Origin of the sequence: Cytobacillus praedii, assembly GCF_001439605.1 — a bacterium.
Taxonomy (GTDB): Bacteria; Bacillota; Bacilli; order Bacillales; family Cytobacillaceae; genus Cytobacillus; species Cytobacillus praedii.
On sequence record NZ_LMBX01000018.1, the window covers coordinates 81,362 to 107,910 of the forward strand.

A 26,549-nucleotide genomic window follows, 5' to 3' on the forward strand; every position below is an offset into this window, starting at 1 on the left:
AAATGTGTATCAATTTAGTTGCAAAATATATTAATACAGAATATGATGATAATGGATATATAAATATAGGCGTTTATTATGGAAGAATGAAATCTAGTTAATGCGGTATTAAGAAAAGAATACTGATGGAAGGTTTTTTCTTTAAGCGTTTTCTAATTTAACTTCATTTTGGGCAACCTAGAATCTGTGAATGAAAACTCCAAATTATAACGTCTTTTGAAAGAAAGGAAAGGGTGATTCAAATGGCTTCTAATACAAAGAATTTACAATTCGACGCAAAAAAACAGCTCGAAAAAGTTGAAGAGCAATTCCAGACACTACAAATCCTTAATGAAGAAGGCAAAGTAGTAAATGAATCAGCAATGCCGGACTTAAGTAATGAGCAGCTTCAAGAATTAATGCGCCGTATGGTTTATACTCGCATCCTTGATCAGCGCTCAATTTCATTAAATAGACAGGGTAGACTTGGTTTCTATGCACCAACTGCTGGACAAGAGGCTTCACAATTAGCTTCACAATTTGCTCTAGAGAAAGAGGATTTTATTTTACCAGGATATCGTGATGTGCCTCAAATGATTTGGCATGGATTGCCCTTGTCACAAGCATTCCTTTGGTCACGAGGTCATTTCGAAGGTGGGAATATTCCTGAGGGAGTAAACGTGATTGCTCCTCAAATCATAATTGGTGCTCAATACATTCAGACTGCTGGTGTGGCACTTGGGATGAAGAAACGCAATAAACAATCTGTTGCGGTTACTTATACTGGTGATGGCGGAACGTCTCAAGGCGACTTCTATGAAGGCATAAACTTTGCTGGCGCATTCAATGCACCTGCTATCTTTATTGTTCAAAATAACCGCTTTGCAATTTCAACTCCTGTCAGCAAGCAATCAGCGGCTAAAACACTTGCACAAAAAGCGGTTGCAGCAGGTATTCCTGGGATTCAAGTTGATGGCATGGATCCACTTGCTGTATATGTTGCAGTTCGTGAAGCGCGTGAGCGTGCAATAAATGGGGAAGGTCCGACTTTAATTGAAACCCTTACTTACCGTTATGGTCCACATACAATGGCCGGAGACGATCCCACACGTTATCGTACATCTGACCTAGATAATGAATGGGAGAGAAAGGATCCGCTTGTTCGATTCCGAAAATTCCTAGAAGAAAAAGGACTTTGGAATGAAGAAATGGAAAATGAAATAATTGAAAAGGCAAAAGAAGATATTAAAGCAGCAATTAAACAGGCGGATGACACACCAAAACAAAAAGTGACTGATTTAATTTCTATTATGCACGAAGAAATGCCTTTTAACTTACAAGAACAATACGAAATTTATAAAGCAAAGGAGTCGAAGTAAGCCATGGCGCAAATGACTATGATTCAAGCAATTACTGATGCACTACGCACTGAATTGCGAAATGATCCGAATGTATTAGTATTCGGTGAAGACGTAGGCGTAAACGGCGGAGTATTCCGTGCAACCGAAGGTCTTCAAAATGAATTTGGTGAAGAGCGTGTATTTGATACTCCTTTAGCTGAATCAGGAATCGGCGGCTTAGCAGTTGGGCTTGGATTACAAGGCTATCGTCCAGTTCCGGAAATTCAATTCTTTGGATTCGTCTACGAAGTGATGGATTCAATTTCAGGTCAGCTTGCACGTATGCGCTATCGCTCAGGCGGCCGTTACCATTCACCAGTTACCATTCGTTCACCATTTGGGGGAGGCGTACATACCCCTGAAATGCATGCAGATAGCTTAGAAGGATTAATGGCCCAACAGCCTGGTCTAAAAGTAGTTATTCCTTCCACACCGTATGATGCGAAGGGGCTATTGATTTCTGCGATTCGTGATAATGATCCAGTTATTTACTTGGAGCACATGAAGTTATATCGTTCTTTCCGTCAAGAGGTACCTGAAGAGGAATATACCATTCCATTAGGCAAAGCGGATATTAAGCGTGAAGGTAAGGATTTATCAATTATTACGTACGGTGCAATGGTGCATGAATCCCTAAAGGCAGCCGAAGAGCTTGAAAAAGAAGGATACTCTGCTGAAGTTATTGATTTACGTACGGTTTCTCCGATTGATATAGAGACAATTATTTCTTCTGTTGAAAAAACAGGACGTGCTATTGTTGTACAGGAAGCACAAAAACAAGCTGGGATTGCTGCAAACGTAGTAGCGGAAATCAATGATCGTGCCATTCTTAGTCTTGAAGCGCCTGTATTGCGAGTGGCGGCTCCAGATACAGTGTTTGCTTTCCCGCAAGCTGAAACGGTTTGGCTGCCAAATTACAAGGATATTATTGAAACAGGTAAAAAGGTTCTGAATTTCTAATAGATTTAATAGTCGGAAAGAGGAATGGGGGATAAATCGGCAAATTCGCCGATTTACTCTATTCTGACATTTGATCGCTAACATCTAGCAAAGTAGGAGGTTGATTCCAAGTGTCATTTGAATTTAAATTACCTGACATTGGTGAAGGTATACACGAAGGTGAAATCGTTAAATGGTTTGTAAAATCTGGCGATAAAGTTCAAGAAGATGACGTCCTGTGTGAAGTGCAAAACGATAAAGCTGTCGTTGAAATTCCTTCTCCAGTTGCAGGGACCGTTGAAGAAATAAAGGTAGGAGAAGGAACTGTTGCAACAGTAGGGCAAGTGCTTATTACTTTTGATGCACCTGGATACGAAAATTTGAAATTTAAAGGTGACGAAGAAGCGCATGAAAGTAAAGAAACAGCTCCAGAATTAAATAATCAGGATGCACCGAAGCAAGAAACACCGAAGCAGGAAACTGCTAATGTGACAACAGCTCCTGTTGAAGCTGATTCTACTCGCCGGATTATCGCCATGCCATCTGTACGAAAATATGCCCGCGATAATGGTGTTGATATTCATCAGGTTGCAGGCAGTGGGAAAAATGGCCGTGTGGTAAAAGCGGATATTGATTCTTTCTTAAATGGCGGTACTGTCGTTCAATCTAAAGAAACATCTGAACAGGAAGCTGCTGCACCACAGGAGTCAAAAGCACCGCAAGCTTCAAAAGCAATCCCTCAAGGGCAGTATCCTGAAACGCGTGAGAAAATGAGCGGCATTCGCAAAGCAATTGCAAAAGCGATGGTAAATTCCAAGCATACAGCTCCTCACGTTACATTAATGGATGAAGTAGATGTAACAAAGCTTGTAGCTCATCGTAAGAAGTTTAAAGAGGTAGCTGCGAGCAAGGGCATTAAACTAACATTCCTTCCTTATGTTGTGAAGGCATTAACTAGCGCATTACGAGAATTCCCAACATTGAATACTTCGATCGATGATGAAGCTAGTGAAATTATTCAGAAACACTATTATAATATTGGTATTGCGGCAGATACAGATAAAGGATTACTAGTACCTGTAATTAAAGATGCTGATCGCAAATCTACATTTTCTATTTCAAATGAAATAAATGAACTTGCTACTAAAGCTCGTGAAGGCAAGCTTGCTCCAGATGAGATGAAAGGTGCTTCATGCACGATCACAAATATTGGATCGGCTGGCGGCCAATGGTTTACACCGGTCATAAATCAACCTGAAGTAGCTATCTTAGGAATTGGGCGCATCGCTGAGAAACCAGTTGTAAAAGATGGTGAAATTGTGGCTGCACCAGTTCTTGCTTTATCTTTAAGCTTTGATCATCGTATAATTGATGGTGCAACAGCTCAAAATGCTTTGAATCATATTAAACGTTTATTAAACGATCCAGAACTATTGTTAATGGAGGCTTAAAAAATGGTAGTAGGAGATTTTCCAATCGAAACAGATACGATTGTCATCGGTTCAGGCCCTGGTGGGTATGTTGCTGCAATACGTGCAGCTCAGCTTGGCCAAAAGGTGACGATTGTCGAAAAGGCAACCCTAGGCGGAGTATGTTTAAACGTTGGCTGTATCCCATCAAAAGCATTAATTTCTGCAGGACACCGGTATGAAAATGCGAAGCATTCAGAATCAATGGGTATCATTGCTGAGAATGTCAAAGTGGATTTCTCAAAGGTACAAGAGTTTAAAGCAGGAGTAGTAAAAAAGCTTACTGGCGGAGTCGAAGGCCTATTAAAAGGCAACAAGGTTGACATTGTTAGTGGAGAAGCTTACTTTGTAGACGCGAATACACTTCGTGTGATGGATGAAAATTCAGCACAAACCTATACATTTAAGCACGCAATTATTGCAACTGGCTCAAGACCTATCGAGCTTCCGGTATTTAAATATGGAAAGCGTGTGCTTGACTCAACAGGTGCACTGGCGCTTCAAGAAATACCGAAAAAAATCGTTGTTATTGGCGGCGGTGTAATCGGGATAGAATTGGGCGGTGCTTATGCTAGCTTTGGATCAGAGGTAACTATTTTAGAAGGTGCGGATGATATCCTTGTTGGCTTTGAGAAGCAAATGACTTCACTCGTAAAACGTAAACTGAAGAAAAAAGGCGCCGAAATCGTTACGAAAGCACTTGCTAAAGGTGTAGAAGAAAATGAAAATGGCGTTACAGTTAAGTATGAAGTAAAAGGCGAAGAAATATCAGTTGAAGCTGATTATGTATTTGTCATGGTTGGCCGCCGTCCTAATACAGATGAATTAGGATTAGAGCAAGCAGGCATTAAAATGACCGACCGCGGAATCATTGAGATTGATAAGCAATGCCGCACAAATGTAAGTAATGTATTTGCTATAGGCGATATTGTTCAAGGTCCTCAATTAGCACATAAAGCTTCCTATGAGGGGAAAATCGCTGCAGAGGTTATATCTGGCCATCATTCAGAAATTGACTATTTAGGTATTCCGGCAGTAGTATTCTCTGATCCAGAACTTGCTTCTGTTGGTTATACGGAAAGTCAAGCAAAAGAGGAAGGCATTGAGGCAACGACTGCGAAATTCCCATTTGCAGCAAACGGCCGTGCACTTGCTTTAGATGCAACAGATGGCTTCGTTAAGCTTGTTACTAGAAAAGAAGATGGATTAATAATTGGTGCTCAAATTGCAGGTGCCAATGCCTCAGATATGATTGCAGAGTTAGGTTTAGCAATTGAATCGGGCATGACTGCAGAGGACTTAGCTATGACCATTCATGCTCACCCAACATTAGGTGAAATATCTATGGAAGCTGCAGAGGTTGCACTAGGCACTCCAATCCATATCGTAAAATAAAAAAAGCTCCAGACAAATTTTGTCTGGAGCTTTTATTTATTCTTCAAGGCTGTATAAAGCGGCTCTAAAATTTGATCTTTAGTGGTCTCACCTTTAATCGCAACCACAATTTTTCCTTTATAAACGAGTAAGATAGCAGGGCAGCGATCAATGTCAAATTGATCATAGTATTTTTTTGCATTTGCTGCTGTAATAATCTTCATATTTTTTATATCAATTGGAAATTCTTTTTTCAGCTCAATAATCGCATCATAATAAGAAACTTCCTGTTCATATGCTTGGTCATCCGTGAAAAATATGAGCTGTTTTGTGTTTTGATCGATTTTTAAGTCTTCCTTCAAGTCAACATGGGTACATGAGGAGGTTATAAAAAGAAGAGAGGCGATGAATAATAATGGCAACCCTTTCATAATCTATTCCCCACCTTGCTTATTAAATAAATAAAATGAATATTTTCTCACTTTTTTTGAACAAATTATGATTATTTTATCATATGAAAAATAACAAATAGCCCTTGTCACCTAAATGTTACAGAAATGAAAAATAAGATTTTCCTTTTCTACATATATTACAAATACAAGCTATTTTAGAGGAAAAGATATTGACATATCTGGTGGTGAGAGTATGAAAACTTATACTGCGTTGCTTTTACAGCTTATTATCTGGAGTGGGTACACTTTTATAGAATGGTTATCTAGATATGATCAGCTTTTATATAAAGTATTAATGTTTTTTGTGTTTTTTTATATTGCCATTATTATAGGAAATACAATTATGAAATCTGTTAAAAAAACTTTATTTATTACTTCTTTAAGTTTAACTTTATACGCGTCCTTTCATTTCACTATGGCATTTTTAAATGGTAAGTTCTTTTAAACATAAAAAAGAGCCTCAAAGCGGCTCTTTAATAGCTTTTCCTTTAAAAAATCTAGCGATGATACTGTAAATTGCAAAGATTAATAAATAAAAGCAGACGAAGGAAAAAATGAACGGGATGATTTTAAACTCTGTTTTCATCTCAAAAGGTGATTCAAACTTTATCTCAAGCGGGTAATGATTCTTACCGCTAGGAAGGGAAACTGTTTGTTCTGCATATGGAAAGGGTCCCCCAAAGGATAATTGCTGATTTAAGATTTGTGGCTGTGTTTCAAAATAGGAGTAAAAAACGAAGGGAGATAGGAGTGTAATCCCTAGGCTGAATATCCCTGTGATAATTAATCTTGTTTTTAGCATGCATTCACCTCATTGCTGTTTTACTCGTATTAGAGCAAAATAGAAGAACAGCAATAAGCTGCTCTTCTATTTTTTATTCCTATTTTTTAGGATAAAAATACATGACACGGCCATTAAATAAATGTAATTCACCTTGCAGTTTTTTAGCTAAAAATCTGCAAAACTCATTTGCTTTGCCTTTGTCGCCAAATGTAGAGGATTCTGGGAGTGTAATTTGTATGTAAGTTTGCTCTTGTTCTATGCCATCCTCATTTATGGAAGTTTCTTTATCGACACCAAGTAAAATAATGTTGTAGCGATCATTTTCCGATTTTAGGTAAAACCATTTACCTTTTCCTTCCGGCATTTCTTTCATTTCATATGGAAATGCAGCCTCATTATAACTCCAGGCAACCTGACTTCCCGTTTTCGAAGTTATTTCTTTGAAATATTGAAATAATTCTTTTATGTCTTCAGTTGAAACGGTTTCTTTAGCTGATGAAGGCACGAGTTTTATATATGCATGACTTGCCACCATCCATCCCCCCATATCTTGTTTACTCTCCCTTTCATTCTAGCATTGATTAAAAACTTCTGACAACTTAATATGATGAATAATAAAAAATACTTGTAATTATACAAAAAAGAAATTATAATAATATTCTAAATATTAAAAAAGGGAGGAGTAATATGAATCTATTTGATAAGCTATATGATGAGAATGAAAATGCCAAAGTTCGTTTTGTCGGCTTTACAACCGAACAAGCCAGATATGATTTTGGGATTGTATTTACTAATCTTTTCTTTGGAAAGCCTCTAGTTGTTTGCATGCAAACTGGCCGCTCCACTCTCCTCGACCCTAAAGACCTCGATGACAAGGCGTATTTACAAAAAGTCTTTAAAATGGATACTCTCCATCAAGCGGAGGATTTAAGCGAATTCTTTAAAATTGCTCTCCCAAGCCCTTCCTTTGAGACTCAATATGAATAAGCTTGCTTGCTAAATCACTTTCTATTATATTTATGTCATACTATTTAACTGGCGTTTTCGAAGTTTAATATGGTGGTTCCCATTTTTTTCTTTTAATGAGTTATACAATTAGGGCTTGAAAAAACAATAATGTTATATTATTATTAACTTAAGGTTAATAAAGCGCTTACAATCCTTTGTGCGATAACTCATTGAAAAGGGGAATGGAAGATGGGCACACTTGTATGCCAAACTTGTAATTCAACAATTGATCACTTCGAGGATGAAAAAGTAACAGTTCTATATTCAAAGTGTAATTGCTGTAATGATGATAAAAAAAAGAACAAATAAACTTTTAATAAATGAATCAAACTTCATACTCAATATGAGAGCCTTCCAGCAAAATGCGGAAGGCTCTTTTTTACCTTATTTATCTAATGGCCCGATGTTCCTTTATTACTCGCAAATATTTAAAATCATAATCCTCTGGTCCTTGAACAGGAAGTCCAGCTTCCATATTTTTTTTAATATACAAAAGATTATCTTTCGTAATAATTTCTCCAGGTATGAAAATCGGAATCCCTGGAGGATAAACCATTATAAATTCTGCAATAATTCTCCCCTCAGATTCATCAAAAGGAACCAGCTCAGTTTCAGCGTAAAACGCATCTCTTGGTGAGAGGGCCAATACAGGAATATCAGGAAGCAATACCTGAGCTTCAATCTTTTTCGGTTTACTATGTCGCTCTGTTGATAATTCTTTCAAAGCTTGAATAAGTATGTCAGCTTCTTTCTCAGTATCACCAGGCGTGATAATGCAAAGAATATTGTATAAGTCAGACATTTCGACTTCAATATTGTATTCTTCACGAAGCCAAACTTCAACATCAAAGCCGCTTAAGCCAAGCTCCTTCACCGATATGATTAATTTTGTTGGGTCATAGTCAAAGGCAGCTTTGGACTCCAAAATTTCTTCTCCTACACAAGTTAGATGCTCGATTTCGTTCACTTGCTGACGGATTGATTGAGCAAGGGATATCGTCCGATCGATTAGCTCTTTCCCATTTATAGCTAATTGCTTTCTAGCTACATCTAAAGAAGCAAGTAATAAATAGGATGTAGAAGTTGTAGTTAGCATACTGAGAATGGACTGAACTCTTTTAGCAGAAACAAGATTTCCTTTCATATTTAAAATGGAGCTCTGAGTCATTGACCCCCCAAGCTTATGAACACTTGTGGCTGCTAAATCAGCGCCTGCCTGCATGGCTGATAAAGGCAAATCATCATGAAAATGAATATGAACTCCATGTGCTTCATCAACAAGCACAGGTACTTCGTACGAATGGGCAATCTCGACTATTTCTTTCAAATCAGCGGAAATACCGAAATAGGTTGGATTGATCACGAGGACGCCTTTCGCATCTGGATGTTGTTCAAGTGCTTTAGCGACAGAATCTGTTGTAATTCCATGTGAAATACCTAGGTCCTTATCAATTTCCGGATGAATAAAAATTGGAGTTGCACCTGAAAAAACAATCGCTGACATAACAGATTTATGAACATTGCGTGGAACAATGATTTTTTCACCTGGACCGCAAACGGCCATGACCATGGTCATAATTGCCCCGCTAGTTCCCTGAACAGAAAAGAAAGTCCGATCTGCTCCGAAAGCTTCAGCTGCCAGATCCTGTGCCGATTTAATAATGCCTTTTGGCTGATGTAAATCATCAAGTGGACCTATATTAATGAGGTCAATGGCTAACGCGTTATCGCCGATGTATGCTCTGAATTCCGGATCCATTCCATTTCCTTTTTTATGACCAGGAATGTGAAATTGAACTGGATTTTTTTTTGCATGTGCTAATAGACCGCTGAATAACGGTGTTTCTAATTGAGACAATTTAATGTAACACCTCTTTAATTGAAAAGTAATAAAACAAATGAATTATAGCATTATTCATTTTCTTTGCATAGAAAGAAATATTGTCACAAAAACTTCTTCTTTAATTATTATAGTTTTAGGATGAAAACAGGAAAATATAACATTAAAATAGAATTAATAATATAGGTTAGCGGATAAGGAGGTAATATAATGGATTGGAACACACGTGTAACGGATTTATTAAGAATAAAATATCCCATTATCCAGGGCGGATTAGCTCATCTAGCCTATTCTGATTTAGCTGCCGCTGTATCCAATGCCGGGGGATTAGGGCAAGTCACTGCGATGTCCCTGGAAAGCCCTGAAGCATTAAGAGAAGAGATTCAAAAAGTAAAACAAAAGACGGACAAGCCATTCGGTGTGAATTTTGCAATTGGGCAGCATGGGAGACCTTTTTCACATTATCTTGATATAGCTATTGAAGAAGAAGTACCTGTTATTTCAATGACAGGAGGAAACCCTACACCTTTCTTTGAACAATTAAAGGGAGTAAATGTGAAGAAACTGGTTCTTGTCGCAGCGAAAAGGCAGGCTGTGAAAGCTGAAGAGCTTGGAGCAGACGCAGTAATGGTTGTTGGACAAGAGGGAGGCGGACATTTAGGCAGAGATGATATCGGTTCGATCGTCTTGATTCCACAAGTGGTGGATGCGGTCTCTATACCTGTTATTGCTTCTGGCGGAATTGGTGATGGGAGAGGAATGCTAGCTGCCTTAAGTTTGGGAGCTGAGGGGATAGAGATGGGAACAAGATTTGTTGCCACAAAAGAATGTGTTCACGCGTCAGAATTATATAAAACAAAGCTTGTTGAGGGAAGTGAAAGCGATACGGCAGTGATTAAGCGTTCAATTGGTGCTCCTGCAAGAGTGATCGCTAATAAATGGACAGATAGAATCCTCGAAATTGAAAAGGCAAATGGAGGATATGAGCAATTAAAAGAATATATAAGCGGAAATGCTAACAAAAAGTATATTTATGATGGAATAGAAAATGAAGGCTATGCTTGGGCTGGACAAGTGATGGGATTAATTAAAGATGTACCAACTGTTCAGGAGCTTTTTGACCGAATGATCTCCGAGGGTGAAAAAATTCGTGAAAAGTGGGCTAAATAGCCATTTAGGCTAAAATCAGCATGAAATTACATAAGGAGGTTTTATAATGGAATATCAATATCCTATTGATGCAGATTGGTCAACAGATGAAGTAATTGATGTTATCCAATACTTTCAAAAGGTAGAAGAAGCATATAACAAAGGAGTGGACCGGGATCTTTTTCTTGATGCTTATCGACGGTTTAAGGAAATAGTTCCAGGGAAAGCCCAGGAACGAAGAATTTGTGATGAATTTGAAGAGGTAAGCGGATTTTCGTCCTACAGAACTGTCAATGCTGTCAAAGCCGCTGAATCAGGAACAAAAATAAAAATAAAATTATCATAATAATAAAACCTCCAGTCTGGAGGTTTTATTAGAAAAAAATTTGGTGGTTTACACCATTTTATAAAGTGGTATTAATTCCTTAAATACAGATTCAGCAGTGGCAAGAAAATCCTCTGGAGCCATTTTAATAGCTTCTTCCTTTGGAATGTTTATCCCGCAAAGGATTTCTGCCTTTTTAATTTTTTGAAGACGAACAAACATTTCATGCAACTCTTTCTTCGTTAAATCACTATGACGAATAACAGTTGGTTTTGTGTGATCAATCGACCAAACAAAGTGGTTAGGCGTCCGTTCATAAATATTGGTTAGGTTCGCTTCTAATGTTTTTCCGAAATTCGCTTTATGTGGTGCTTCATAGATGAGGGCAAACCAAATAAATACGTGAGTTTCCCATAAACCAATTTGAAAATGAGGGAGCATTTTATAGCCTCGTGGATTATTAGCAAAAGCAACCCAAGTATCATTTGGCGGATTTTTTGTTCTTCTTGCATGTTTGGCAACATGTGTATACATTTCTTCCCCTGTCTCAACTGTGAGCATAGGTGAAAAATATTGACCTAATTCCTCAAGTTTTGGCCTAATATGCTTTTTTAGTGCATCCATTCGTTCTTCTAAACCTTCGATTGTAAAAGTGAGAAAATCTGTATTTGTAAAGCCAGTAAATGCCATGAAAAAACCTCCTTCAAGCTCTGTCAAATATTGTAGCATACTTACAAAAAAACAGTAATCATCATGCTTATCTACAAATTTTTATGTAAAAATAGGTAATCGCACAAATTTGTTGCAAGTAAACAAGATTCCTCATAATATAATAATAAAAATAATCAGAAGAAATAAAATCTTAGATTATTTGGAAGGGGTGTATTGTTAATGAAACAACTTATGAACTCGGTTAAGAACAGTCCAGGAGAAAAAGAAAGAACTGCTGTTTTACGTTTGGAAATGGATTATGAACTAGCTACATTATTCGAGGCGATGAATACTCAAAATGAAGAAATGAAAACTAAAAGTAAACAAAGGCTGGAAAGAATCAGACAGGAATTGTTAAGGTTGAAAGCTCTGTAATAAATGGTCTAATCATGTTAAAGGAGAAAGATTGAGAAACATGTATATTGAAATACGACTTAACCAATAAAAACGAACTCCTAGATGAATATAGGGGTTCGTTTATTATTTTGCCCAAAAATAAGAAAGACTAAATTTAGAGTTAGAGAATTGTCTAGCGCAAGCGTCCTACCACCTATCAAACTTCAGGCCACCTCCCTACGATAAGTCAACATCGGTTCGCTCGCTCACCGTGTTTCCTTTATCTCAGTCGGGGGTCCTTCTAGTTTGTACGGTGATGACCAAGGCGCTTGCGCTTTTCTAAAGCAGGAGAGGATAATGCTTGAAGCAATTTTCTATTTCATTTAAGCTATTGTTATTTCATAAATGATTTCACATGGGAAAATGTCTGACACAGTGGAACAATATTGCGAAAATAGTTCGGAGGGAATCGTATGACTAAGTGGAAAGAGATAGACCGTAACGCTAAGTCTTGGATAATGGAAGCTGGACAAAGGATTAAGCAATCATTTAGTAAAACACTAACGATTGAAACAAAATCAAATGCGAATGATTTAGTAACGGATATTGACAAAAATACAGAACAATTTTTTATAAAAAAAATAAAGGAACACTACCCTGATCATAAAATCCTTGGCGAGGAAGGGTTTGGGGACGACATCAGTGATTTAAAAGGGATTGTCTGGATAATCGATCCGATTGATGGGACGATGAATTTCATCCACCAACAAAGAAATTTTGCCATTTCTATAGGGATTTATGAAGATGGGATTGGTCAAGTTGGTCTAATTTATGATGTTGTCCATGACGAGTTATATCACACCATAAAGGGAAATGGGGTCTTCCTTAACGAACTTCCACTTCCATCTTTACAAGAAGTCCAAGTGAATGAAGCGATTATTGGAATAAATGCAACTTGGGTGACTGAAAATAAACGAATTAATCCGCTCCTTTTAGCACCTCTTGTAAAACACGCACGAGGTACGCGTTCCTACGGCTCTGCAGCAATAGAAATGGCATATATTGCATCAGGAAGAATGGATGCATATATTTCATTAAGGCTAGCACCGTGGGATATTGCAGCGGGAATAATATTAGTTGAGGAACTTGGCGGTATTGCAACAACTTTAAAAGGAGCGCCGCTTAATCTGCTGGAAAAGAATTCATTATTTATTTCTAAACCGGGCCTCCATAAAGATGTTATGAAAAATTATCTAAATGATGGAAATTGGTGAAAATAACTTTTATAATCAAAAAAGATGACCAGTCCTTGTATAGACGGTCATCTTTTTTTACTGAATATTTATACTCAAATTTGTGTACAAATAAAGATTTGTTCCTTTTCTTTCAGCTTCGGCGCCTTCCCCAACGTTGAGGATGTCGTAGTCGACTTCGAAGTCATCTCCCTGAACGGTACTAAACACATTTCGTGAGATTTGACTATGCTTTTTAGAGGTGATCAAGGCGCTTACGAAATTATTTTATAAAGTCCCATTTTCTCTCATTTTCTTTTTTGTTTTGAAACCAAGTCCCATTGTCACAATCAAACCTATGATTGATGCAAAGATTCCGATAATGCTTGCCTCTGCCACTGCAATCCCAATTCCCATTATGCATACTGTTGCGAGAATCGCTAAAGCTAATAATGGCCATTTTATTTCCTTCAAATTTTGGACCTCCTCATATGAAGCCATATGTAATAAAAAATATTTTACAGTGGATAACTTAGAAATTAAAGTGTTATATTTATCATTAGTTTATATTTTACACAAAAAACTTTTAGGTTTCCACTTTAATTATGGTATAATGTTTCAGTTGTACGTTAGAAAGCAGAAATGCTCGAAATTGTTAAATACAGGTAGGAGGAACTTCCTTGAAATTAAGAGAAGATATTCGTAATATTGCCATCATTGCTCACGTCGATCATGGTAAAACGACTTTAGTAGATCAGCTTTTAAAGCAGTCAGGAACTTTTCGTTCGAATGAACATGTGGAAGAACGAGCGATGGATTCTAATGATATTGAAAGAGAACGCGGGATTACAATTTTGGCAAAAAATACTGCGATTCAATATAAAGATACAAGAATTAATATTCTAGATACACCAGGACATGCTGACTTTGGCGGAGAAGTAGAACGAATCATGAAAATGGTTGATGGGGTATTATTAGTTGTTGATGCATATGAAGGATGTATGCCGCAAACACGTTTTGTTTTAAAGAAAGCATTAGAACAAAACTTAACGCCAATTGTTGTTGTAAATAAGATTGACCGTGATTTTGCTCGTCCAGAAGAAGTAATTGATGAAGTGCTTGATTTATTTATTGAGCTTGAAGCAAATGAAGATCAGCTTGATTTCCCAGTTGTTTATGCATCTGCGATTAATGGTACTGCAAGCACAGACCCTAGTAAACAGGATGAAAACATGCAGTCACTATATGATATGATTATTGAAAATATTCCTGCTCCAGTTGATAACAAAGAGGAACCCCTTCAATTCCAAGTGGCTTTGCTTGATTACAATGATTATGTAGGAAGAATTGGGATTGGCCGTGTTTTCCGCGGAACAATGAAAGTAGGACAGCAAGTTGCTTTAATGAAATTAGATGGCACAGTTAAAAATTTTCGAGTGACGAAAATTTTTGGTTTCTTTGGTTTAAAGCGTCAAGAAATTCAAGAAGCGTATGCTGGTGACTTAATTGCTGTTTCTGGAATGGAAGATATTAATGTTGGGGAAACGGTTTGTCCTGTTGAACATCAAGATGCTTTACCAATCTTAAGAATTGATGAACCAACGCTACAAATGACATTCCTAGTTAATAATAGTCCATTTGCCGGTAGAGAAGGAAAATATTTAACAGCTAGAAAAATCGAAGAGAGACTCCGTGCACAATTGCAAACGGATGTAAGTCTCCGTGTAGATAACACAGACTCTCCAGATGCATGGGTTGTTTCCGGACGTGGAGAACTGCATTTATCCATTCTAATTGAAAATATGCGCCGTGAGGGCTATGAACTGCAAGTATCAAAGCCTGAGGTTATTGTTAGGGTTATCGATGGCGTGCGCTGTGAGCCTGTTGAGCGTGTCCAAATTGAGGTGCCTGAGGAACACACAGGTTCAATCATGGAATCAATTGGCGCTCGTAAAGGTGAAATGCTAGATATGATTAATAATGGAAACGGTCAGGTTCGCTTAGTATTTAATGTACCTGCACGTGGATTAATTGGATATACGACTGAATTCTTAACGTTAACACGAGGGTTTGGAATCATTAACCATACATTTGACAGCTATCAGCCAATGGCTCAAGGACAGGTTGGGGGACGACGTCAAGGTGTGCTTGTATCTATGGAGAGCGGAAAAGCCTCAACTTATGGTATTATGCAAGTAGAGGATCGTGGAATTATCTTCGTTGAAGCTGGAACTGAAATTTATGAAGGGATGATTGTAGGCGAACATACTCGTGAAAATGACATCACTGTAAATATCACGAAGGTAAAACACGCAACAAACGTCCGTTCAGCGAATAAGGATCAAACAGCTACAATGAAAAAGCCGCGTATCATGACGCTTGAAGAGGCTTTGGAATACTTAAATGAAGATGAGTATTGTGAAGTAACACCAGAATCCATCCGTCTGCGCAAAAAGATCCTTGAGAAAAACGAACGTGAAAGAATGGCGAAGAAGAAAAAATATGCTGAATTGAGCTAAGGGATGTAGGGGGAGGAGAAAAAGTGGTAGATGTAAATGAGAGTCTGTCTTTTTTCGCTGCTTTATTCAAAGTCCAAGAAAATCCAACAATCGGAATGTGGCTACTCTATTTAACAATTGTTGGATTATGCATTATTGTTTTTAAATTGGGATTTGCTAAGAAATTGCCGATTGCAAAATCAATAGTTATTTATCTTTTTCTCATTTTAGGCTGTACAATATTAACTTTTTTTGCAGTCTTTTTGCCAATTACAGAAGGTCTGGTAGTTGCTGCCTTGATTTTAATTATCTACAAAGTCCGCCTTCATCAGACGAAAAAGCTTGAAGGAAAAGAATATTAGGATGGAGTGGAGCGTATGAACTCACTACAGGATTCATTATACAATTGGCTGACAATTAAGGTTGTATGTGATGAACGACCTGAAGATACGGCAGCGGCAGATACAGAAAAAATGTTCTGGGGCATGCTTACTGAAGATCATCAACTTTCGAATATTGAAATTGAAACAGATGCGGTAATGTACTATGTCCACTATGATCATGCTGGAGAAAGAAAAAAAGCACGCTTTCCAAGAGAACTCATTGAAATCATGCTAAACCAGATTAATGCAAGTCCTGAAAAATATGAGAATTATCCCGAATAAAAAAACCGTCTGTTCATTTAGAACAGGCGGTTTTTTTATTCAATCCTCACTGTAAGGTAATGGCTGGTCTAGCACAGAACCTGCCCTTTACGATCAGAACGTACTTGAGTCGGCGCTGCAACAGGAAAAGGAGAACTGTGACAGCAACACAATCGTACAACCAAAAGTAATGATTATAGGAGGACCTCGCGTTGCTGTCCTTCTTAAGGTCGCAAGTATGATTTCGGAAAGGTAAGTTAGAAAACAGCATTTCCGAATGCCCTAACTCATGCTGTGTCTAAGGGAATCGTTGCCCTACTGGACTTCTATTTACCATTCATCATCAGTAGTCTTGCTTTGATAAAGCTTAAAATTTCCTGTCTCGATTCTTTTTTGAGTTTTGTAGGCTATTCTTTCATTGCACTCCATGCACATATACGTATGTATAGGACGATTTCTTAGTTTCTTTGCCTGAAGAGACTCATTTTCTATCGTTTCAATTTTATCGCATAAAACACATTTTACCTTCATTCTGCACCTCTGGAAATCCTTATTTTCTTCTCTTAATTTATTATATAATATGTAGACCATCATATCGAATTTCTTTTGCAGCCTTGAAAGTTAAGGAGGGGCATACTATGATGGGGAAGAAGGAGTGATGAAATGGCAAATCAAGTTGAACCCAAACTAATTAAACCGTTATTTGATGAATTACAGCAGGAACTTTTTTGTACAGTGGCAACTATTGATCATGAGTCAGGCGGTCCCAATGTCAGTGCAATATCATGGATGCTTGCCAAGGATGAAGAGACTATCTATTTCGCAATTGATAATCGTTCTAGAATCATACAAAATATCATCAATAATAACAAGGTAGTCATAAACGTAATAGCAAATGAGTCTACATATTCAATTAGCGGTGATGCATCAATTAAAGAAGAAAAGTTAGAAGGTGTTCCTTTAAAGCTCGCTTTAATCCACTTAACCATCAAGGAAGTACGGGATGTTATGTTTTATGGTTCAAAGATAACAACTGCCCCGAAATATGATAAAACATATGATAAAGTCGCAGCAGCACGGCTTGACAAGCAGGTGATGGATGCAATGAAAAAAGCTTAGTTTTCACTAAGCTTTTTTCATTCATTATTTTTATGGAAATTAGAATGTTTCTGTTGCTTTTCTTCTAGATTATTTTCTTCATTGTTATTTAGCGTCTTCTTAGGGTCTTCAGTGGCATTTTTAGGATTTTTTGAATCAATAATGTCAGCAGGTATTTCAGGCATTAGTCTCCCAGAAATATCTGCAAGCTCATTCATGATTCCCTGAATAGGCTTGCCAGCCTGAATATCACCTGACACCTCTCTGAGACGTGCATTAATGTCAGGGTCTGCTATGATAATAGCTCTTGCCCCATGCGGGTCATTTTTAAGACTTTCTGCTACGGAATATTTTATCGTCCCTACTTCTGAGCGTTCTAAATTTTTATTTACATCAATTCCTACAATTGCATAGTTCCCAATCACAACAGCTGTTGCATCATTTACATTGGGAATGCTTGAAGCAAGATTTACTAGGTGTTTTGAAATATCCTGCCCAGTTGTTCGATCCACCTCTTGAATTGTGCTGTTTTTGACATTTACTATATTCTGTTTTTGGCCATCTTGAAGTGATTGATTATTTACTCCACATCCGCTTAATAACACAGCAGTGAAAATAACTAGCCATTTTTTCATGTTATCCGCCTCCAAAGGTAACGCTACACAACTAGCATTTGCATTTCTCATATATTCATGTATTATTGTGCAAAATTTCTTCTATCTTTATTCGAAAAATCATATATTTAATCAAAGTTCTATTCGTTCCACTGTTAAGATGATCTAATAGGGGCAGGAGGCATCGAATTGAGGAAAATATATGTGTTAGATACAAATGTCTTGTTACAAGACCCGAATGCTATCTTCTCTTTTGAAGAAAATGAAGTGGTAATTCCCGCCGTTGTATTAGAAGAGGTTGATTCTAAGAAGAGATATATGGATGAAATTGGCAGGAATGCAAGGCATGTATCCAGACTCATTGATGGTTTAAGAGGAACTGGCAAGCTCCACGAAAAAATTCCATTAGAAAATGGAGGGAGTTTGAGGATTGAATTAAACCATCGATCTTTTCAGCAATTACAAGAAATCTTTGTTGAAAAAACAAATGATAATCGAATATTAGCTGTAGCGAAAAACCTTTCTCTCGAAGAAGGAGAAAAGGAGGATGGACGAACCGTCATTCTGGTCAGTAAAGATGCGCTTGTCAGGGTGAAAGCTGATGCAATTGGATTACATTCTGAAGACTTTTTAAGTGACAGAGTAATTGAAAACGATCATTTGTATACTGGATTTATGGAAGTTTTTATTTCGAAGGAGAAACTGGATCTGTTTTATGATAAAGGAGAGCTGCCACTTTCTCTAGTCAATTCACCGACATATCCCAACCAGTTTCTTTTGATGAAAGACTTACTTGGATCCTCCTCTTCTGCTCTTGGAATCGTTGATAAAAAGGATAACAAGATTAAAAAGCTGATTTTTGATCATGAACATATATGGGGAGTTAAACCAAGAAATGTTCAACAAACCATTGCGATGGAGCTATTATTAAGGAGAGACTTGCCGTTAATCACATTAACAGGAAAAGCAGGCACAGGAAAAACACTTATTGCACTTGCATCAGGACTAATGCAAACGGAAGATCTAGGATATTATAAGAAACTGCTAGTCGCTAGACCAATTGTACCTGTCGGAAAAGATCTTGGCTTTCTTCCGGGTGAAAAAGAAGAAAAGCTTAGACCTTGGATGCAGCCGATATATGATAATTTAGAGTATTTATTTAATGCGAAGAAGCCAGGTGAACTAGATGCCATCTTAGCGGGAATGGGATCCATAGAGGTGGAAGCATTAACTTATATAAGGGGGAGAAGTATTCCTGACCAATATATTATCATTGATGAGGCGCAAAATTTAACAAAACATGAAGTGAAAACTATTCTTACCCGTGTTGGGGAGGGCAGTAAAATTGTCTTAATGGGAGATCCAGAACAAATAGATCACCCTTATTTAGACGCTTACAACAATGGACTAACTTATGTAGTAGAGAAATTTAAAGATCAAAAGATTTCTGGGCATATTAAGCTCATCAAAGGAGAACGATCCGGACTTGCACAATTAGCTGCCGACCTTTTGTAGAAATGAGATTTAGTGCTATCATTTTAATCAGTTCAAGATAAAAAAGGGCGATGATTTTTTCATCGCCTTTTCCTGTTTATTCCACTCTAAATGCCTTCACTTTTTTTATTGGATTCTCTTTATTGGAACCGTCCCCATAATAAATATAGGCAGGTCCATCTTCTTTTAATGGTTTCCCATTTTCAGAAAAACCTAAAACTAATTCTTCTGCTTGTTCAATAGGGATGCTGATTTCTTCCTCTTCACAAACAATGACGACCGTACTGGCTTGACTGTCAGGTTCTGCATTTTTTAGAAAAGGTTTAAATGGAATTCCAAATGTTCCAGTAAGTACCTTTTCCTTCTCAAACTTTTTCTCTGTTTTCAGCGTAGGGGGAAAAACGGCTCCTTCCATAATTTCCCTATCCCAGTGTTTTGAAATTTCCTTTGTGTATTCTTCTAATTCATCCTTTTTTTCTTCTTCTGTATTAAAATATGTAGTTAAATCAACACGTCGATCATCAAAAATCCATACGCCTGGATCTAATGTGATCGGATATTTCACTTTCCCGCTAAATAAGATTATTTTTTCCATAACTAATTCCTCCTAATAGGGACAAGAACAAACATTGATTACACACGTAAGTATACAGATTTTTTGAGAATTTGTCATACTCATAACTTAATGAGAGAATGAAATCGATAGAAAAATAAAAAATAAAATACGATGAGTAATAATGTTTGGAGGAAGGCAGAATGACATGTAAATCAAATGCTGATTTGCAGATAATAGTTGATGAGGTTCGTTCCTTTTCAGAAAAAGGAGCAGTTGCAGACTATATCCCAGCGCTGGCAAAAGTAAATAAAACTGACTTGTCAGTTGCTATTTATGAAAAGAATAATTTATGTATTTATGCAGGCGATTATATGAGGAATTTTACGCTGCAAAGTATTTCAAAAGTGCTAGTTCTTGCACTTGCTCTTCAAGACAGAGGAGTAGATTATGTCTTTGATCGAGTGGGGATGGAGCCGACAGGAGATCCATTTAATTCGATTTCAAAGCTAGAAACTTCGATTCCATCTAAACCGCTTAATCCGATGATAAATGCGGGTGCCCTTGCCGTTACAAATATGATCAAAGGGGAGAGTGAGAATGAGAGATGGGAACGCATCCTTCAATTTGTTAGCTGCCTTGCGAACAAACCGAATGTTACTTATGATGTGGAAGTCGCAAATTCAGAACTGGAAACCGCGTGGCTAAATCGGGCACTATGTTATTTTATGAAGCAGCATAAGGTGGTTGAAGGTGATATTGAGGAGTTAATGATAACCTATACAAAACAATGCGCAATTGAAATGAATTGTTTTGAACTGGCAAGAATTGGTGCGGTTTTTGCTTTAAATGGGCTGGATCCGGAAACAGGAGAAAGACTGATACCGATTCATATCGCACGTATTTGTAAAACATTTATGGTTACATGCGGAATGTACAATGCCTCTGGCGAATTTGCAATTAAGGTGGGAATCCCTGCTAAAAGCGGCGTTTCAGGTGGTATTCTTGGAGTGGTCCCTGAGAAATATGGCATAGGTATTTTTGGCCCGTCATTAGATGAAAAAGGCAATAGTATGGCTGGGATTAAACTGCTTGAAATTCTTGCTGAAAGATACAACTTTAGTATATTCTAGCTTTTGTTAACAAAAATGAACATTCTATTCCCTATGTACACCGTATTATCCTTGCTTTTTTCTCTTTTACCGTATAAAATTTATAGATAGGATAATCGCTCGGGAAACGGGGGGATTGAAAGTTGACTTCTGAAACCATATTAGATCATAAGAAAAAAGCAGATGCTCTATTAAAGGCAGATGCAGATAAAATATTAAAATTAATTAAAGTGCAGATGGACAATCTCACCATGCCTCAATGTCCACTTTATGAAGAAGTGCTTGATACGCAAATGTTTGGATTATCTCGTGAAATCGAATTTGCTGTTAGGCTTGGCTTAATTGAGGAGTCTGAAGGAAAAGCTATTCTAGCTGAATTAGAAAAAGAGTTATCTATTCTGCATGAAGCATCCGTAAGAAAATAAAGATAAAGAAAACTCAAACATTCTACTAGAATTGTTTGAGTTTTTTTATCATTGTAAATATGGGAGAGAAATTAGAACTAAATAATGTTATTCTTTTTATAAATAGTATAACGTTATTGTGGATTTTTGATAATTAGTATGATACATTTAATTTATCTTCTCTTCCATGCAGGATAATTTAATGCTTTAATCGAATAAATATATCAACGCAAGTAGTAAGGGAAGAGGGCTCCATGTTAAAAAAAATATTAAAATCATATGATTACACATTGGTTATTGCAGTACTTATGTTATCAGTTTTTGGGCTGATCATGATCTACAGTGCAAGTATGGTTACCGCGGTACAAATTAATAAGGTTGACAGCGATTATTTTTTCAATAAACAAAAGACTCACTTGATCATTTCTGCAGTTGCATTCACTTTTATGGCGATTTTTCCTTATAAAGCCATGCTGAGCAATAAAATTCTTATTCCGATGGTATTTCTTTCTTTAGGAGGACTATTTGCACTATTTGTATTTGGACAAGCTACGAACAATGCACAAAGCTGGTTTGAATTAGGGAAGCGCAGTTTGCAGCCATCCGAATTTATTAAATTAACGGTTATCATTTATTTATCCGCTGTATATGCAAAGAAGCAATCATATATAAATGAGTTTAATCGAGGGGTTGTCCCGCCGCTTGCTTATTTATTTCTTGCCTGTGTTCTAGTAGCTATGGAACCAGACTTTGGTACTGCTGCCATTATATTTGCTATTGCAGCAACTATAATATTTGCATCAGGAATGAATTATAAAAATATATTTAAACTTGGTTTAATCGGATTTATCATGGTAGTTCCATTAGTATTGATTATGAAGGATAAGATTTTTACGAAAGTTCGAATGGGCCGAATTGAAGCCTTTCAAGATCCATTTTCCACTGATTTTGGCTATCAACTTGTTAATTCTTATTTAGCACTAGGTGCTGGAGGATTGAAGGGGTTAGGTTTGGGAAATAGCGTCCAAAAACTAGGCTATTTACCTGAAGCACATACAGACTTCATTATGGCAGTGATTGCTGAAGAACTAGGTTTATTTGGTGTAAGTTTTGTCCTTTTAATTCTAGGCTATATTGTGTTAAAAGGAATATTTATTGGCTTAAAGTGTAAGGATCCTTTCGGTAGTTTGCTGGCAATTGGTATATCTAGTATGATAGGGATTCAATCTTTTATAAATTTAGCAGGTATTTCTGGAGTGATTCCTCTTACCGGTGTGCCTTTGCCATTCGTAAGCTATGGAGGGTCATCGCTTCTGCAATTGTCCCTAGCGATGGGGATTTTAGTTAACGTGTCAATGTTTATTAACTACGAAGAAAAATACAAAAATAATAAAGATAATAGCCAATCTGTCAACGAACAAAAACCATCAGGGGCAATTTACAATTACCGAAAATAGAATTTAAATTATGTATATTTATTAGAAAACAAGATAAATAGCTTTCATGCTATTTTGAGGACGGTTCGTTATAAGGCCGTTCTACACGTTTAATTACCAGAAAAATCAAAAAATAATTAGGGGTGTTTTCCTTGAACCGATCAATCAACAAAGTGTTAGTGGCAAACAGAGGCGAGATTGCAATCCGCGTATTCCGTGCATGTACAGAACTGCATATTCGAACCGTTGCTATTTATTCTAAAGAGGATACGGGTTCTTTTCACAGATATAAGGCGGATGAAGCTTACCTAGTCGGTGAAGGGAAAAAACCGATCGATGCCTATTTAGACATTGAAGGCATCATAAATATAGCTAAGAGCAGTGATGTGGATGCTATCCATCCTGGATATGGATTTTTATCAGAAAATATTCACTTTGCTAGGCGATGTGAAGAAGAGGGAATCATTTTTATTGGACCTGAATCCAGACATTTAGATATGTTCGGTGACAAAGTGAAAGCTAGGACACAAGCACAGCTTGCTGAAATTCCTGTCATCCCAGGCAGTGACGGACCTGTTAGCAGCGTTCAGGATGTCATTAACTTTGGGGATAGTCATGGATTTCCAATTATCATTAAAGCCTCACTTGGCGGTGGTGGAAGAGGAATGCGGATCGTTAAAAATATTGATGAAGTAACTGAAGCATATGAGCGCGCAAAATCTGAAGCGAAGGCTGCGTTTGGCAATGATGAAGTGTATGTTGAGAAGTTTATTGAAAAACCAAAGCATATTGAAGTGCAAATTATCGGTGATAAACATGGAAATATTGTTCATTTATATGAAAGGGACTGTTCAGTTCAACGTCGTCATCAAAAAGTAGTTGAAGTTGCACCATGTGTTTCATTATCTCCAAATTTAAGAGATGAAATTTGTGAGGCTGCAGTTAGGCTAATGAAAAACGTAGATTATATAAATGCTGGTACTGTGGAGTTTTTAGTATCAGGGGAAGAATTTTATTTTATCGAGGTAAATCCTCGTGTGCAGGTAGAGCATACCATTACAGAGATGGTAACAGGAATTGATATCGTTCATACACAAATTCTAGTTGCTGCTGGTTATCCTCTGCACGGTGATAAAATCGGAATTCCTACACAGGAGAATATCCATGTTAACGGCTATGCCATACAATCACGTGTAACAACAGAAGATCCGTTAAACAATTTCATGCCTGATACTGGGAAGATTATGGCCTACCGATCAGGCGGAGGATTTGGTGTTCGTCTTGATGCCGGAAATGGATTTCAAGGGGCGGTTATTACACCTTTTTATGATTCCTTGCTTGTAAAGCTATCTACTCAAGCAATGACTTTTGAGCAAGCTGCATCAAAAATGGTCCGAAACCTGCAGGAATTTCGAATTCGTGGGATAAAAACGAATATTCCATTTCTAGAAAACGTAGTGAAACATGAGAAATTCCTTACAGGTGAGTATGATACTTCCTTTATTGATAAGACACCAGAATTATTTTTGTTCCCTAAACGAAAAGACCGTGGAACGAAAATGTTAACATACATTGGGAATGTGACGGTAAATGGATTTCCTGGAATCGAAAAGAAGAAGAGACCGGTATTTGAAATACCGAGAGTGCCAAATTTAAACCCTACAAATCAATATCAAGAGGGGACAAAGCAAATTTTAGATAAGTTTGGCCCCGAAGGAGTAGTAAAATGGGTGAAGGAGCAAAAGCAGGTATTATTAACAGATACTACCTTCCGTGATGCCCATCAATCACTATTAGCAACTCGAGTTAGGACGAATGATATTAAACATATAGCTGAACCGACAGCTAAGCTTTTGCCGGAAATGTTTTCATTTGAAATGTGGGGTGGAGCAACTTTTGATGTTGCTTATCGATTCCTGAAAGAGGACCCATGGGAAAGACTGCTAACTTTAAGAGAGAAAATGCCAAATGTCCTTTTTCAAATGCTATTAAGGGGTTCAAATGCAGTAGGTTACAAGAATTATCCAGATAATGTAATCCGTGAATTTGTTGAAAAATCAGCTCAAGCTGGGATTGACGTATTCCGTATCTTTGACAGCTTAAATTGGCTGAAAGGAATGGAAGTTGCGATTGATGCTGTTCGACAATCGGGAAAAATTGCAGAAGCCGCAATTTGTTATACTGGTGATATCTCAGACCCGACTAAAACAAAATATAATATTGCATACTACAAAAATTTAGCTAAAGAACTTGAAAATCAAGGTGCACATATTTTAGGACTTAAGGATATGGCAGGTCTACTAAAGCCGCAGGCTGCCTATCAATTAATTTCTGAACTGAAGGATACTGTGAATATTCCAATCCATCTTCACACCCACGACACTAGCGGCAATGGAATCTTTACTTATGCTAAAGCAATTGAAGCAGGGGTAGATATCGTTGATGTAGCAATTAGTTCAATGGCGGGATTAACATCCCAGCCAAGTGCAAATTCACTTTATTATGCTCTTGAGGGGACAGAACGAAAACCGAATATTAATATTCAAGCACTCGAACAATTATCTTATTATTGGGAAGATGTTCGTAAATATTACAAGGAATTTGAAAGCGGAATGATCGCCCCACACTCGGAAGTATACCAGCATGAGATGCCTGGCGGCCAATACAGCAATCTGCAACAGCAGGCGAAGGGTGTTGGACTTGGGGAGAAATGGGATGATGTGAAAGAAATGTATTCCCGTGTGAATCAAATGTTTGGAGATATTGTAAAAGTAACTCCTTCTTCTAAGGTTGTTGGTGACATGGCGCTGTATATGGTACAAAATCAACTAACTGAGGAAGATGTAATTAATAAAGGGTTAACTTTAGATTTTCCTGATTCGGTTGTGGAACTATTCGAAGGATACCTTGGACAGCCATACGGTGGTTTCCCTAAAGAATTGCAAAACGTTATCTTGAAAAATAAACAACCAATAACGGTTCGTCCAGGGGAATTGCTTGAGAATGTCGATTTTGAAGCAATAAAAGAAAAGCTTTTCAATGATCTAGGCAGACAAGTTACGATATTCGATACGCTTGCTTATGCTCTGTATCCAAAGGTGTATATGGATTATATAAAAACGGTAGAACAATTTGGTGATGTATCAGTTCTTGATACACCTACGTTCCTCTTCGGTATGAGATTAGGAGAGGAAATAGAGATTGAAATTGAAACAGGTAAAACACTTATTGTTAAACTCGTTTCAATTGGTCAGCCTCAGGCAGATGGAAATAGAATTGTCTATTTTGAATTAAACGGACAGCCTCGTGAGGTTGTAATTAAAGATGAGAGTATTAAGTCCACAGTTGCTTCTAAAATGAAAGCTGATCCGCATAATGAAAGTCATATTGGAGCTTCCATGCCAGGAACAGTCATAAAGGTTTTGGCTGAAAAAGGGGAACGGGTAGAAAAAGGTGATCATCTGATGATCACTGAAGCGATGAAAATGGAAACAACCGTACAAGCACCATTCTCGGGAACAGTTAGCGATATCTTTGTAAAAAGTGGAGAAGCGATTCAAACAGGGGATTTATTACTTGAATTAACAAAATAAAAAGCGTTGCAGCAGTGGCTGCAACGCTTCAGACTGTAGACAAACTTGATGAAAATCGAGTTTGCCTACAGTCTTTTTTGTTTTAAAATAGAAATAGAACAATAC

General features: G+C 37.3%; 28 protein-coding genes. 19 read left to right on the top strand and 9 right to left on the bottom strand.

The features are described 5' to 3' along the window. Nucleotides 1-242 precede the first annotated feature (242 nt). The 4 genes from pdhA to lpdA all read left to right on the top strand — a co-directional run bounded on the left by pdhA (nucleotide 243) and on the right by lpdA (nucleotide 5,182). The gene (pdhA, locus tag ASU02_RS18115) at nucleotides 243-1,358 is read left to right on the top strand and encodes a pyruvate dehydrogenase (acetyl-transferring) E1 component subunit alpha (protein WP_057766210.1); all 1,116 of its coding nucleotides are present in this window, start codon (nucleotides 243-245) and stop codon (nucleotides 1,356-1,358) included. 3 nt (nucleotides 1,359-1,361) lie between these two features. Continuing rightward, the gene (locus tag ASU02_RS18120) at nucleotides 1,362-2,339 is read left to right on the top strand and encodes an alpha-ketoacid dehydrogenase subunit beta (protein WP_057766212.1); all 978 of its coding nucleotides are present in this window, start codon (nucleotides 1,362-1,364) and stop codon (nucleotides 2,337-2,339) included. A 110-nt stretch (nucleotides 2,340-2,449) separates the two neighbouring features. Then, the gene (locus ASU02_RS18125) at nucleotides 2,450-3,769 is read left to right on the top strand and encodes a dihydrolipoamide acetyltransferase family protein (protein WP_057766214.1); all 1,320 of its coding nucleotides are present in this window, start codon (nucleotides 2,450-2,452) and stop codon (nucleotides 3,767-3,769) included. Nucleotides 3,770-3,772: 3 nt separating this feature from the next. After that, on the top strand, nucleotides 3,773-5,182 hold the full coding sequence (gene lpdA / locus ASU02_RS18130; RefSeq protein ID WP_057766216.1) for a dihydrolipoyl dehydrogenase: 1,410 nt from the start codon (nucleotides 3,773-3,775) through the stop codon (nucleotides 5,180-5,182). Nucleotides 5,183-5,214: 32 nt separating this feature from the next. On the opposite strand, the gene ASU02_RS18135 is transcribed toward lpdA, so the two are convergent. The 3 genes from ASU02_RS18135 to ASU02_RS18150 all read right to left on the bottom strand — a co-directional run bounded on the left by ASU02_RS18135 (nucleotide 5,215) and on the right by ASU02_RS18150 (nucleotide 6,929). Continuing rightward, complete coding sequence (locus tag ASU02_RS18135) at nucleotides 5,215-5,592, bottom strand: small peptidoglycan-associated lipoprotein (protein ID WP_057766218.1); 378 nt, start codon at nucleotides 5,590-5,592, stop codon at nucleotides 5,215-5,217. Between the two features lie 481 nt (nucleotides 5,593-6,073). After that, the gene (locus ASU02_RS18145) at nucleotides 6,074-6,415 is read right to left on the bottom strand and encodes a hypothetical protein (RefSeq protein ID WP_057766222.1); all 342 of its coding nucleotides are present in this window, start codon (nucleotides 6,413-6,415) and stop codon (nucleotides 6,074-6,076) included. Between the two features lie 79 nt (nucleotides 6,416-6,494). Then, a complete protein-coding gene (locus ASU02_RS18150) occupies nucleotides 6,495-6,929 on the bottom strand; it encodes a DUF1885 family protein (RefSeq protein ID WP_198317461.1) in 435 nt (144 codons plus the stop codon). Nucleotides 6,930-7,084: 155 nt separating this feature from the next. Between ASU02_RS18150 and ASU02_RS18155 the strand changes: the two genes are divergently transcribed. Together ASU02_RS18155 and ASU02_RS26030 are read left to right on the top strand one after the other, a co-directional pair. Continuing rightward, nucleotides 7,085-7,384 carry a DUF3055 domain-containing protein gene (locus tag ASU02_RS18155; RefSeq protein WP_057766226.1) on the top strand — a complete coding sequence of 100 codons (300 nt, stop codon included), beginning with the start codon at nucleotides 7,085-7,087 and terminating at the stop codon, nucleotides 7,382-7,384. Between the two features lie 210 nt (nucleotides 7,385-7,594). Then, a complete protein-coding gene (locus tag ASU02_RS26030; protein ID WP_082631857.1) occupies nucleotides 7,595-7,714 on the top strand; it encodes a GapA-binding peptide SR1P in 120 nt (39 codons plus the stop codon). Nucleotides 7,715-7,793: 79 nt separating this feature from the next. Here the strand turns inward: ASU02_RS26030 and ASU02_RS18160 are convergent, their stop codons facing one another. Further along, nucleotides 7,794-9,263, bottom strand: coding sequence for an aminotransferase class I/II-fold pyridoxal phosphate-dependent enzyme (locus ASU02_RS18160; RefSeq protein WP_057766227.1), 1,470 nt, complete (start codon nucleotides 9,261-9,263; stop codon nucleotides 7,794-7,796). Between the two features lie 192 nt (nucleotides 9,264-9,455). On the opposite strand from ASU02_RS18160, the gene ASU02_RS18165 reads away from it, so the two are divergent. Both ASU02_RS18165 and ASU02_RS18170 read left to right on the top strand, forming a co-directional pair. Next, entirely contained in the window at nucleotides 9,456-10,415 is a 960-nt protein-coding gene (locus tag ASU02_RS18165) for an NAD(P)H-dependent flavin oxidoreductase (protein WP_057766230.1), read from the top strand. Nucleotides 10,416-10,461: 46 nt separating this feature from the next. Then, nucleotides 10,462-10,740, top strand: coding sequence for a UPF0223 family protein (locus ASU02_RS18170; RefSeq protein ID WP_057766233.1), 279 nt, complete (start codon nucleotides 10,462-10,464; stop codon nucleotides 10,738-10,740). Between the two features lie 48 nt (nucleotides 10,741-10,788). Here the strand turns inward: ASU02_RS18170 and ASU02_RS18175 are convergent, their stop codons facing one another. Next, nucleotides 10,789-11,409: a YktB family protein gene (locus ASU02_RS18175; RefSeq protein ID WP_057766237.1), complete on the bottom strand. Its 621-nt coding sequence runs from the start codon at nucleotides 11,407-11,409 to the stop codon at nucleotides 10,789-10,791. A 201-nt stretch (nucleotides 11,410-11,610) separates the two neighbouring features. On the opposite strand from ASU02_RS18175, the gene ASU02_RS18180 reads away from it, so the two are divergent. Next, nucleotides 11,611-11,805 carry a hypothetical protein gene (locus tag ASU02_RS18180; protein ID WP_057766239.1) on the top strand — a complete coding sequence of 65 codons (195 nt, stop codon included), beginning with the start codon at nucleotides 11,611-11,613 and terminating at the stop codon, nucleotides 11,803-11,805. Between the two features lie 434 nt (nucleotides 11,806-12,239). Beyond that, nucleotides 12,240-13,040, top strand: a complete 801-nt coding sequence (locus ASU02_RS18185) for an inositol monophosphatase family protein (protein WP_057766241.1) — start codon at nucleotides 12,240-12,242, stop codon at nucleotides 13,038-13,040. A 246-nt stretch (nucleotides 13,041-13,286) separates the two neighbouring features. Here the strand turns inward: ASU02_RS18185 and ASU02_RS18190 are convergent, their stop codons facing one another. Beyond that, nucleotides 13,287-13,472 carry a YlaF family protein gene (locus ASU02_RS18190; protein ID WP_057766244.1) on the bottom strand — a complete coding sequence of 62 codons (186 nt, stop codon included), beginning with the start codon at nucleotides 13,470-13,472 and terminating at the stop codon, nucleotides 13,287-13,289. Nucleotides 13,473-13,678: 206 nt separating this feature from the next. On the opposite strand from ASU02_RS18190, the gene typA reads away from it, so the two are divergent. The 3 genes from typA to ASU02_RS18205 are packed head-to-tail and all read left to right on the top strand — an operon-like array spanning nucleotide 13,679 to nucleotide 16,161. Further along, complete coding sequence (gene typA, locus ASU02_RS18195) at nucleotides 13,679-15,517, top strand: translational GTPase TypA (protein ID WP_057766247.1); 1,839 nt, start codon at nucleotides 13,679-13,681, stop codon at nucleotides 15,515-15,517. A gap of 23 nt (nucleotides 15,518-15,540) precedes the next feature. Further along, complete coding sequence (locus ASU02_RS18200; protein ID WP_057766249.1) at nucleotides 15,541-15,858, top strand: YlaH-like family protein; 318 nt, start codon at nucleotides 15,541-15,543, stop codon at nucleotides 15,856-15,858. 15 nt (nucleotides 15,859-15,873) lie between these two features. Further along, entirely contained in the window at nucleotides 15,874-16,161 is a 288-nt protein-coding gene (locus tag ASU02_RS18205; RefSeq protein WP_057766252.1) for a hypothetical protein, read from the top strand. 309 nt (nucleotides 16,162-16,470) lie between these two features. Here the strand turns inward: ASU02_RS18205 and ASU02_RS18210 are convergent, their stop codons facing one another. After that, nucleotides 16,471-16,671, bottom strand: a complete 201-nt coding sequence (locus ASU02_RS18210; protein WP_053477498.1) for a YlaI family protein — start codon at nucleotides 16,669-16,671, stop codon at nucleotides 16,471-16,473. A 132-nt stretch (nucleotides 16,672-16,803) separates the two neighbouring features. Here ASU02_RS18210 and ASU02_RS18215 point away from each other — a divergent pair, with 132 nt between their 5' ends. Next, nucleotides 16,804-17,259 (top strand): pyridoxamine 5'-phosphate oxidase family protein, encoded by a 456-nt coding sequence (locus tag ASU02_RS18215; RefSeq protein WP_057766254.1) that lies wholly within the window; start codon nucleotides 16,804-16,806, stop codon nucleotides 17,257-17,259. A gap of 17 nt (nucleotides 17,260-17,276) precedes the next feature. On the opposite strand, the gene ASU02_RS18220 is transcribed toward ASU02_RS18215, so the two are convergent. Beyond that, the gene (locus ASU02_RS18220; protein ID WP_057766257.1) at nucleotides 17,277-17,873 is read right to left on the bottom strand and encodes a YhcN/YlaJ family sporulation lipoprotein; all 597 of its coding nucleotides are present in this window, start codon (nucleotides 17,871-17,873) and stop codon (nucleotides 17,277-17,279) included. A gap of 168 nt (nucleotides 17,874-18,041) precedes the next feature. Between ASU02_RS18220 and ASU02_RS18225 the strand changes: the two genes are divergently transcribed. Beyond that, nucleotides 18,042-19,367: a PhoH family protein gene (locus ASU02_RS18225; protein WP_057766260.1), complete on the top strand. Its 1,326-nt coding sequence runs from the start codon at nucleotides 18,042-18,044 to the stop codon at nucleotides 19,365-19,367. Nucleotides 19,368-19,443: 76 nt separating this feature from the next. On the opposite strand, the gene ASU02_RS18230 is transcribed toward ASU02_RS18225, so the two are convergent. Further along, a complete protein-coding gene (locus ASU02_RS18230) occupies nucleotides 19,444-19,941 on the bottom strand; it encodes a hypothetical protein (RefSeq protein WP_057766262.1) in 498 nt (165 codons plus the stop codon). 161 nt (nucleotides 19,942-20,102) lie between these two features. Here ASU02_RS18230 and glsA point away from each other — a divergent pair, with 161 nt between their 5' ends. The 4 genes from glsA (at nucleotide 20,103) to pyc (ending at nucleotide 26,444) form a co-directional block, all read left to right on the top strand. Then, nucleotides 20,103-21,032: a glutaminase A gene (gene glsA, locus ASU02_RS18235; protein ID WP_057766263.1), complete on the top strand. Its 930-nt coding sequence runs from the start codon at nucleotides 20,103-20,105 to the stop codon at nucleotides 21,030-21,032. 122 nt (nucleotides 21,033-21,154) lie between these two features. Further along, on the top strand, nucleotides 21,155-21,436 hold the full coding sequence (locus ASU02_RS18240) for a YlaN family protein (protein WP_053475460.1): 282 nt from the start codon (nucleotides 21,155-21,157) through the stop codon (nucleotides 21,434-21,436). Between the two features lie 233 nt (nucleotides 21,437-21,669). Further along, nucleotides 21,670-22,872, top strand: a complete 1,203-nt coding sequence (locus ASU02_RS18245; RefSeq protein ID WP_057766265.1) for an FtsW/RodA/SpoVE family cell cycle protein — start codon at nucleotides 21,670-21,672, stop codon at nucleotides 22,870-22,872. Between the two features lie 131 nt (nucleotides 22,873-23,003). Further along, on the top strand, nucleotides 23,004-26,444 hold the full coding sequence (pyc, locus tag ASU02_RS18250) for a pyruvate carboxylase (protein ID WP_057766267.1): 3,441 nt from the start codon (nucleotides 23,004-23,006) through the stop codon (nucleotides 26,442-26,444). Nucleotides 26,445-26,549 lie beyond the last annotated feature (105 nt).

Excerpts from the sequence above, each read along its gene's own strand:
- glsA (WP_057766263.1), top strand. The coding sequence starts at position 20,103 with ATGACATGTAAATCAAATGCTGATTTGCAGATAATAGTTGATGAGGTT.
- ASU02_RS18145 (WP_057766222.1), bottom strand. The coding sequence starts at position 6,415 with ATGCTAAAAACAAGATTAATTATCACAGGGATATTCAGCCTAGGGATT.
- ASU02_RS18220 (WP_057766257.1), bottom strand. The coding sequence starts at position 17,873 with ATGAAAAAATGGCTAGTTATTTTCACTGCTGTGTTATTAAGCGGATGT.
- ASU02_RS18180 (WP_057766239.1), top strand. The coding sequence starts at position 11,611 with ATGAAACAACTTATGAACTCGGTTAAGAACAGTCCAGGAGAAAAAGAA.
- ASU02_RS18215 (WP_057766254.1), top strand. The coding sequence starts at position 16,804 with ATGGCAAATCAAGTTGAACCCAAACTAATTAAACCGTTATTTGATGAA.
- ASU02_RS18185 (WP_057766241.1), top strand. The coding sequence starts at position 12,240 with ATGACTAAGTGGAAAGAGATAGACCGTAACGCTAAGTCTTGGATAATG.
- ASU02_RS18230 (WP_057766262.1), bottom strand. The coding sequence starts at position 19,941 with ATGGAAAAAATAATCTTATTTAGCGGGAAAGTGAAATATCCGATCACA.
- lpdA (WP_057766216.1), top strand. The coding sequence starts at position 3,773 with ATGGTAGTAGGAGATTTTCCAATCGAAACAGATACGATTGTCATCGGT.
- ASU02_RS18205 (WP_057766252.1), top strand. The coding sequence starts at position 15,874 with ATGAACTCACTACAGGATTCATTATACAATTGGCTGACAATTAAGGTT.
- ASU02_RS18165 (WP_057766230.1), top strand. The coding sequence starts at position 9,456 with ATGGATTGGAACACACGTGTAACGGATTTATTAAGAATAAAATATCCC.
- ASU02_RS18120 (WP_057766212.1), top strand. The coding sequence starts at position 1,362 with ATGGCGCAAATGACTATGATTCAAGCAATTACTGATGCACTACGCACT.
- ASU02_RS18135 (WP_057766218.1), bottom strand. The coding sequence starts at position 5,592 with ATGAAAGGGTTGCCATTATTATTCATCGCCTCTCTTCTTTTTATAACC.
- ASU02_RS18245 (WP_057766265.1), top strand. The coding sequence starts at position 21,670 with ATGTTAAAAAAAATATTAAAATCATATGATTACACATTGGTTATTGCA.
- ASU02_RS26030 (WP_082631857.1), top strand. The coding sequence starts at position 7,595 with ATGGGCACACTTGTATGCCAAACTTGTAATTCAACAATTGATCACTTC.
- ASU02_RS18155 (WP_057766226.1), top strand. The coding sequence starts at position 7,085 with ATGAATCTATTTGATAAGCTATATGATGAGAATGAAAATGCCAAAGTT.
- pdhA (WP_057766210.1), top strand. The coding sequence starts at position 243 with ATGGCTTCTAATACAAAGAATTTACAATTCGACGCAAAAAAACAGCTC.
- ASU02_RS18170 (WP_057766233.1), top strand. The coding sequence starts at position 10,462 with ATGGAATATCAATATCCTATTGATGCAGATTGGTCAACAGATGAAGTA.
- ASU02_RS18175 (WP_057766237.1), bottom strand. The coding sequence starts at position 11,409 with ATGGCATTTACTGGCTTTACAAATACAGATTTTCTCACTTTTACAATC.
- ASU02_RS18210 (WP_053477498.1), bottom strand. The coding sequence starts at position 16,671 with ATGAAGGTAAAATGTGTTTTATGCGATAAAATTGAAACGATAGAAAAT.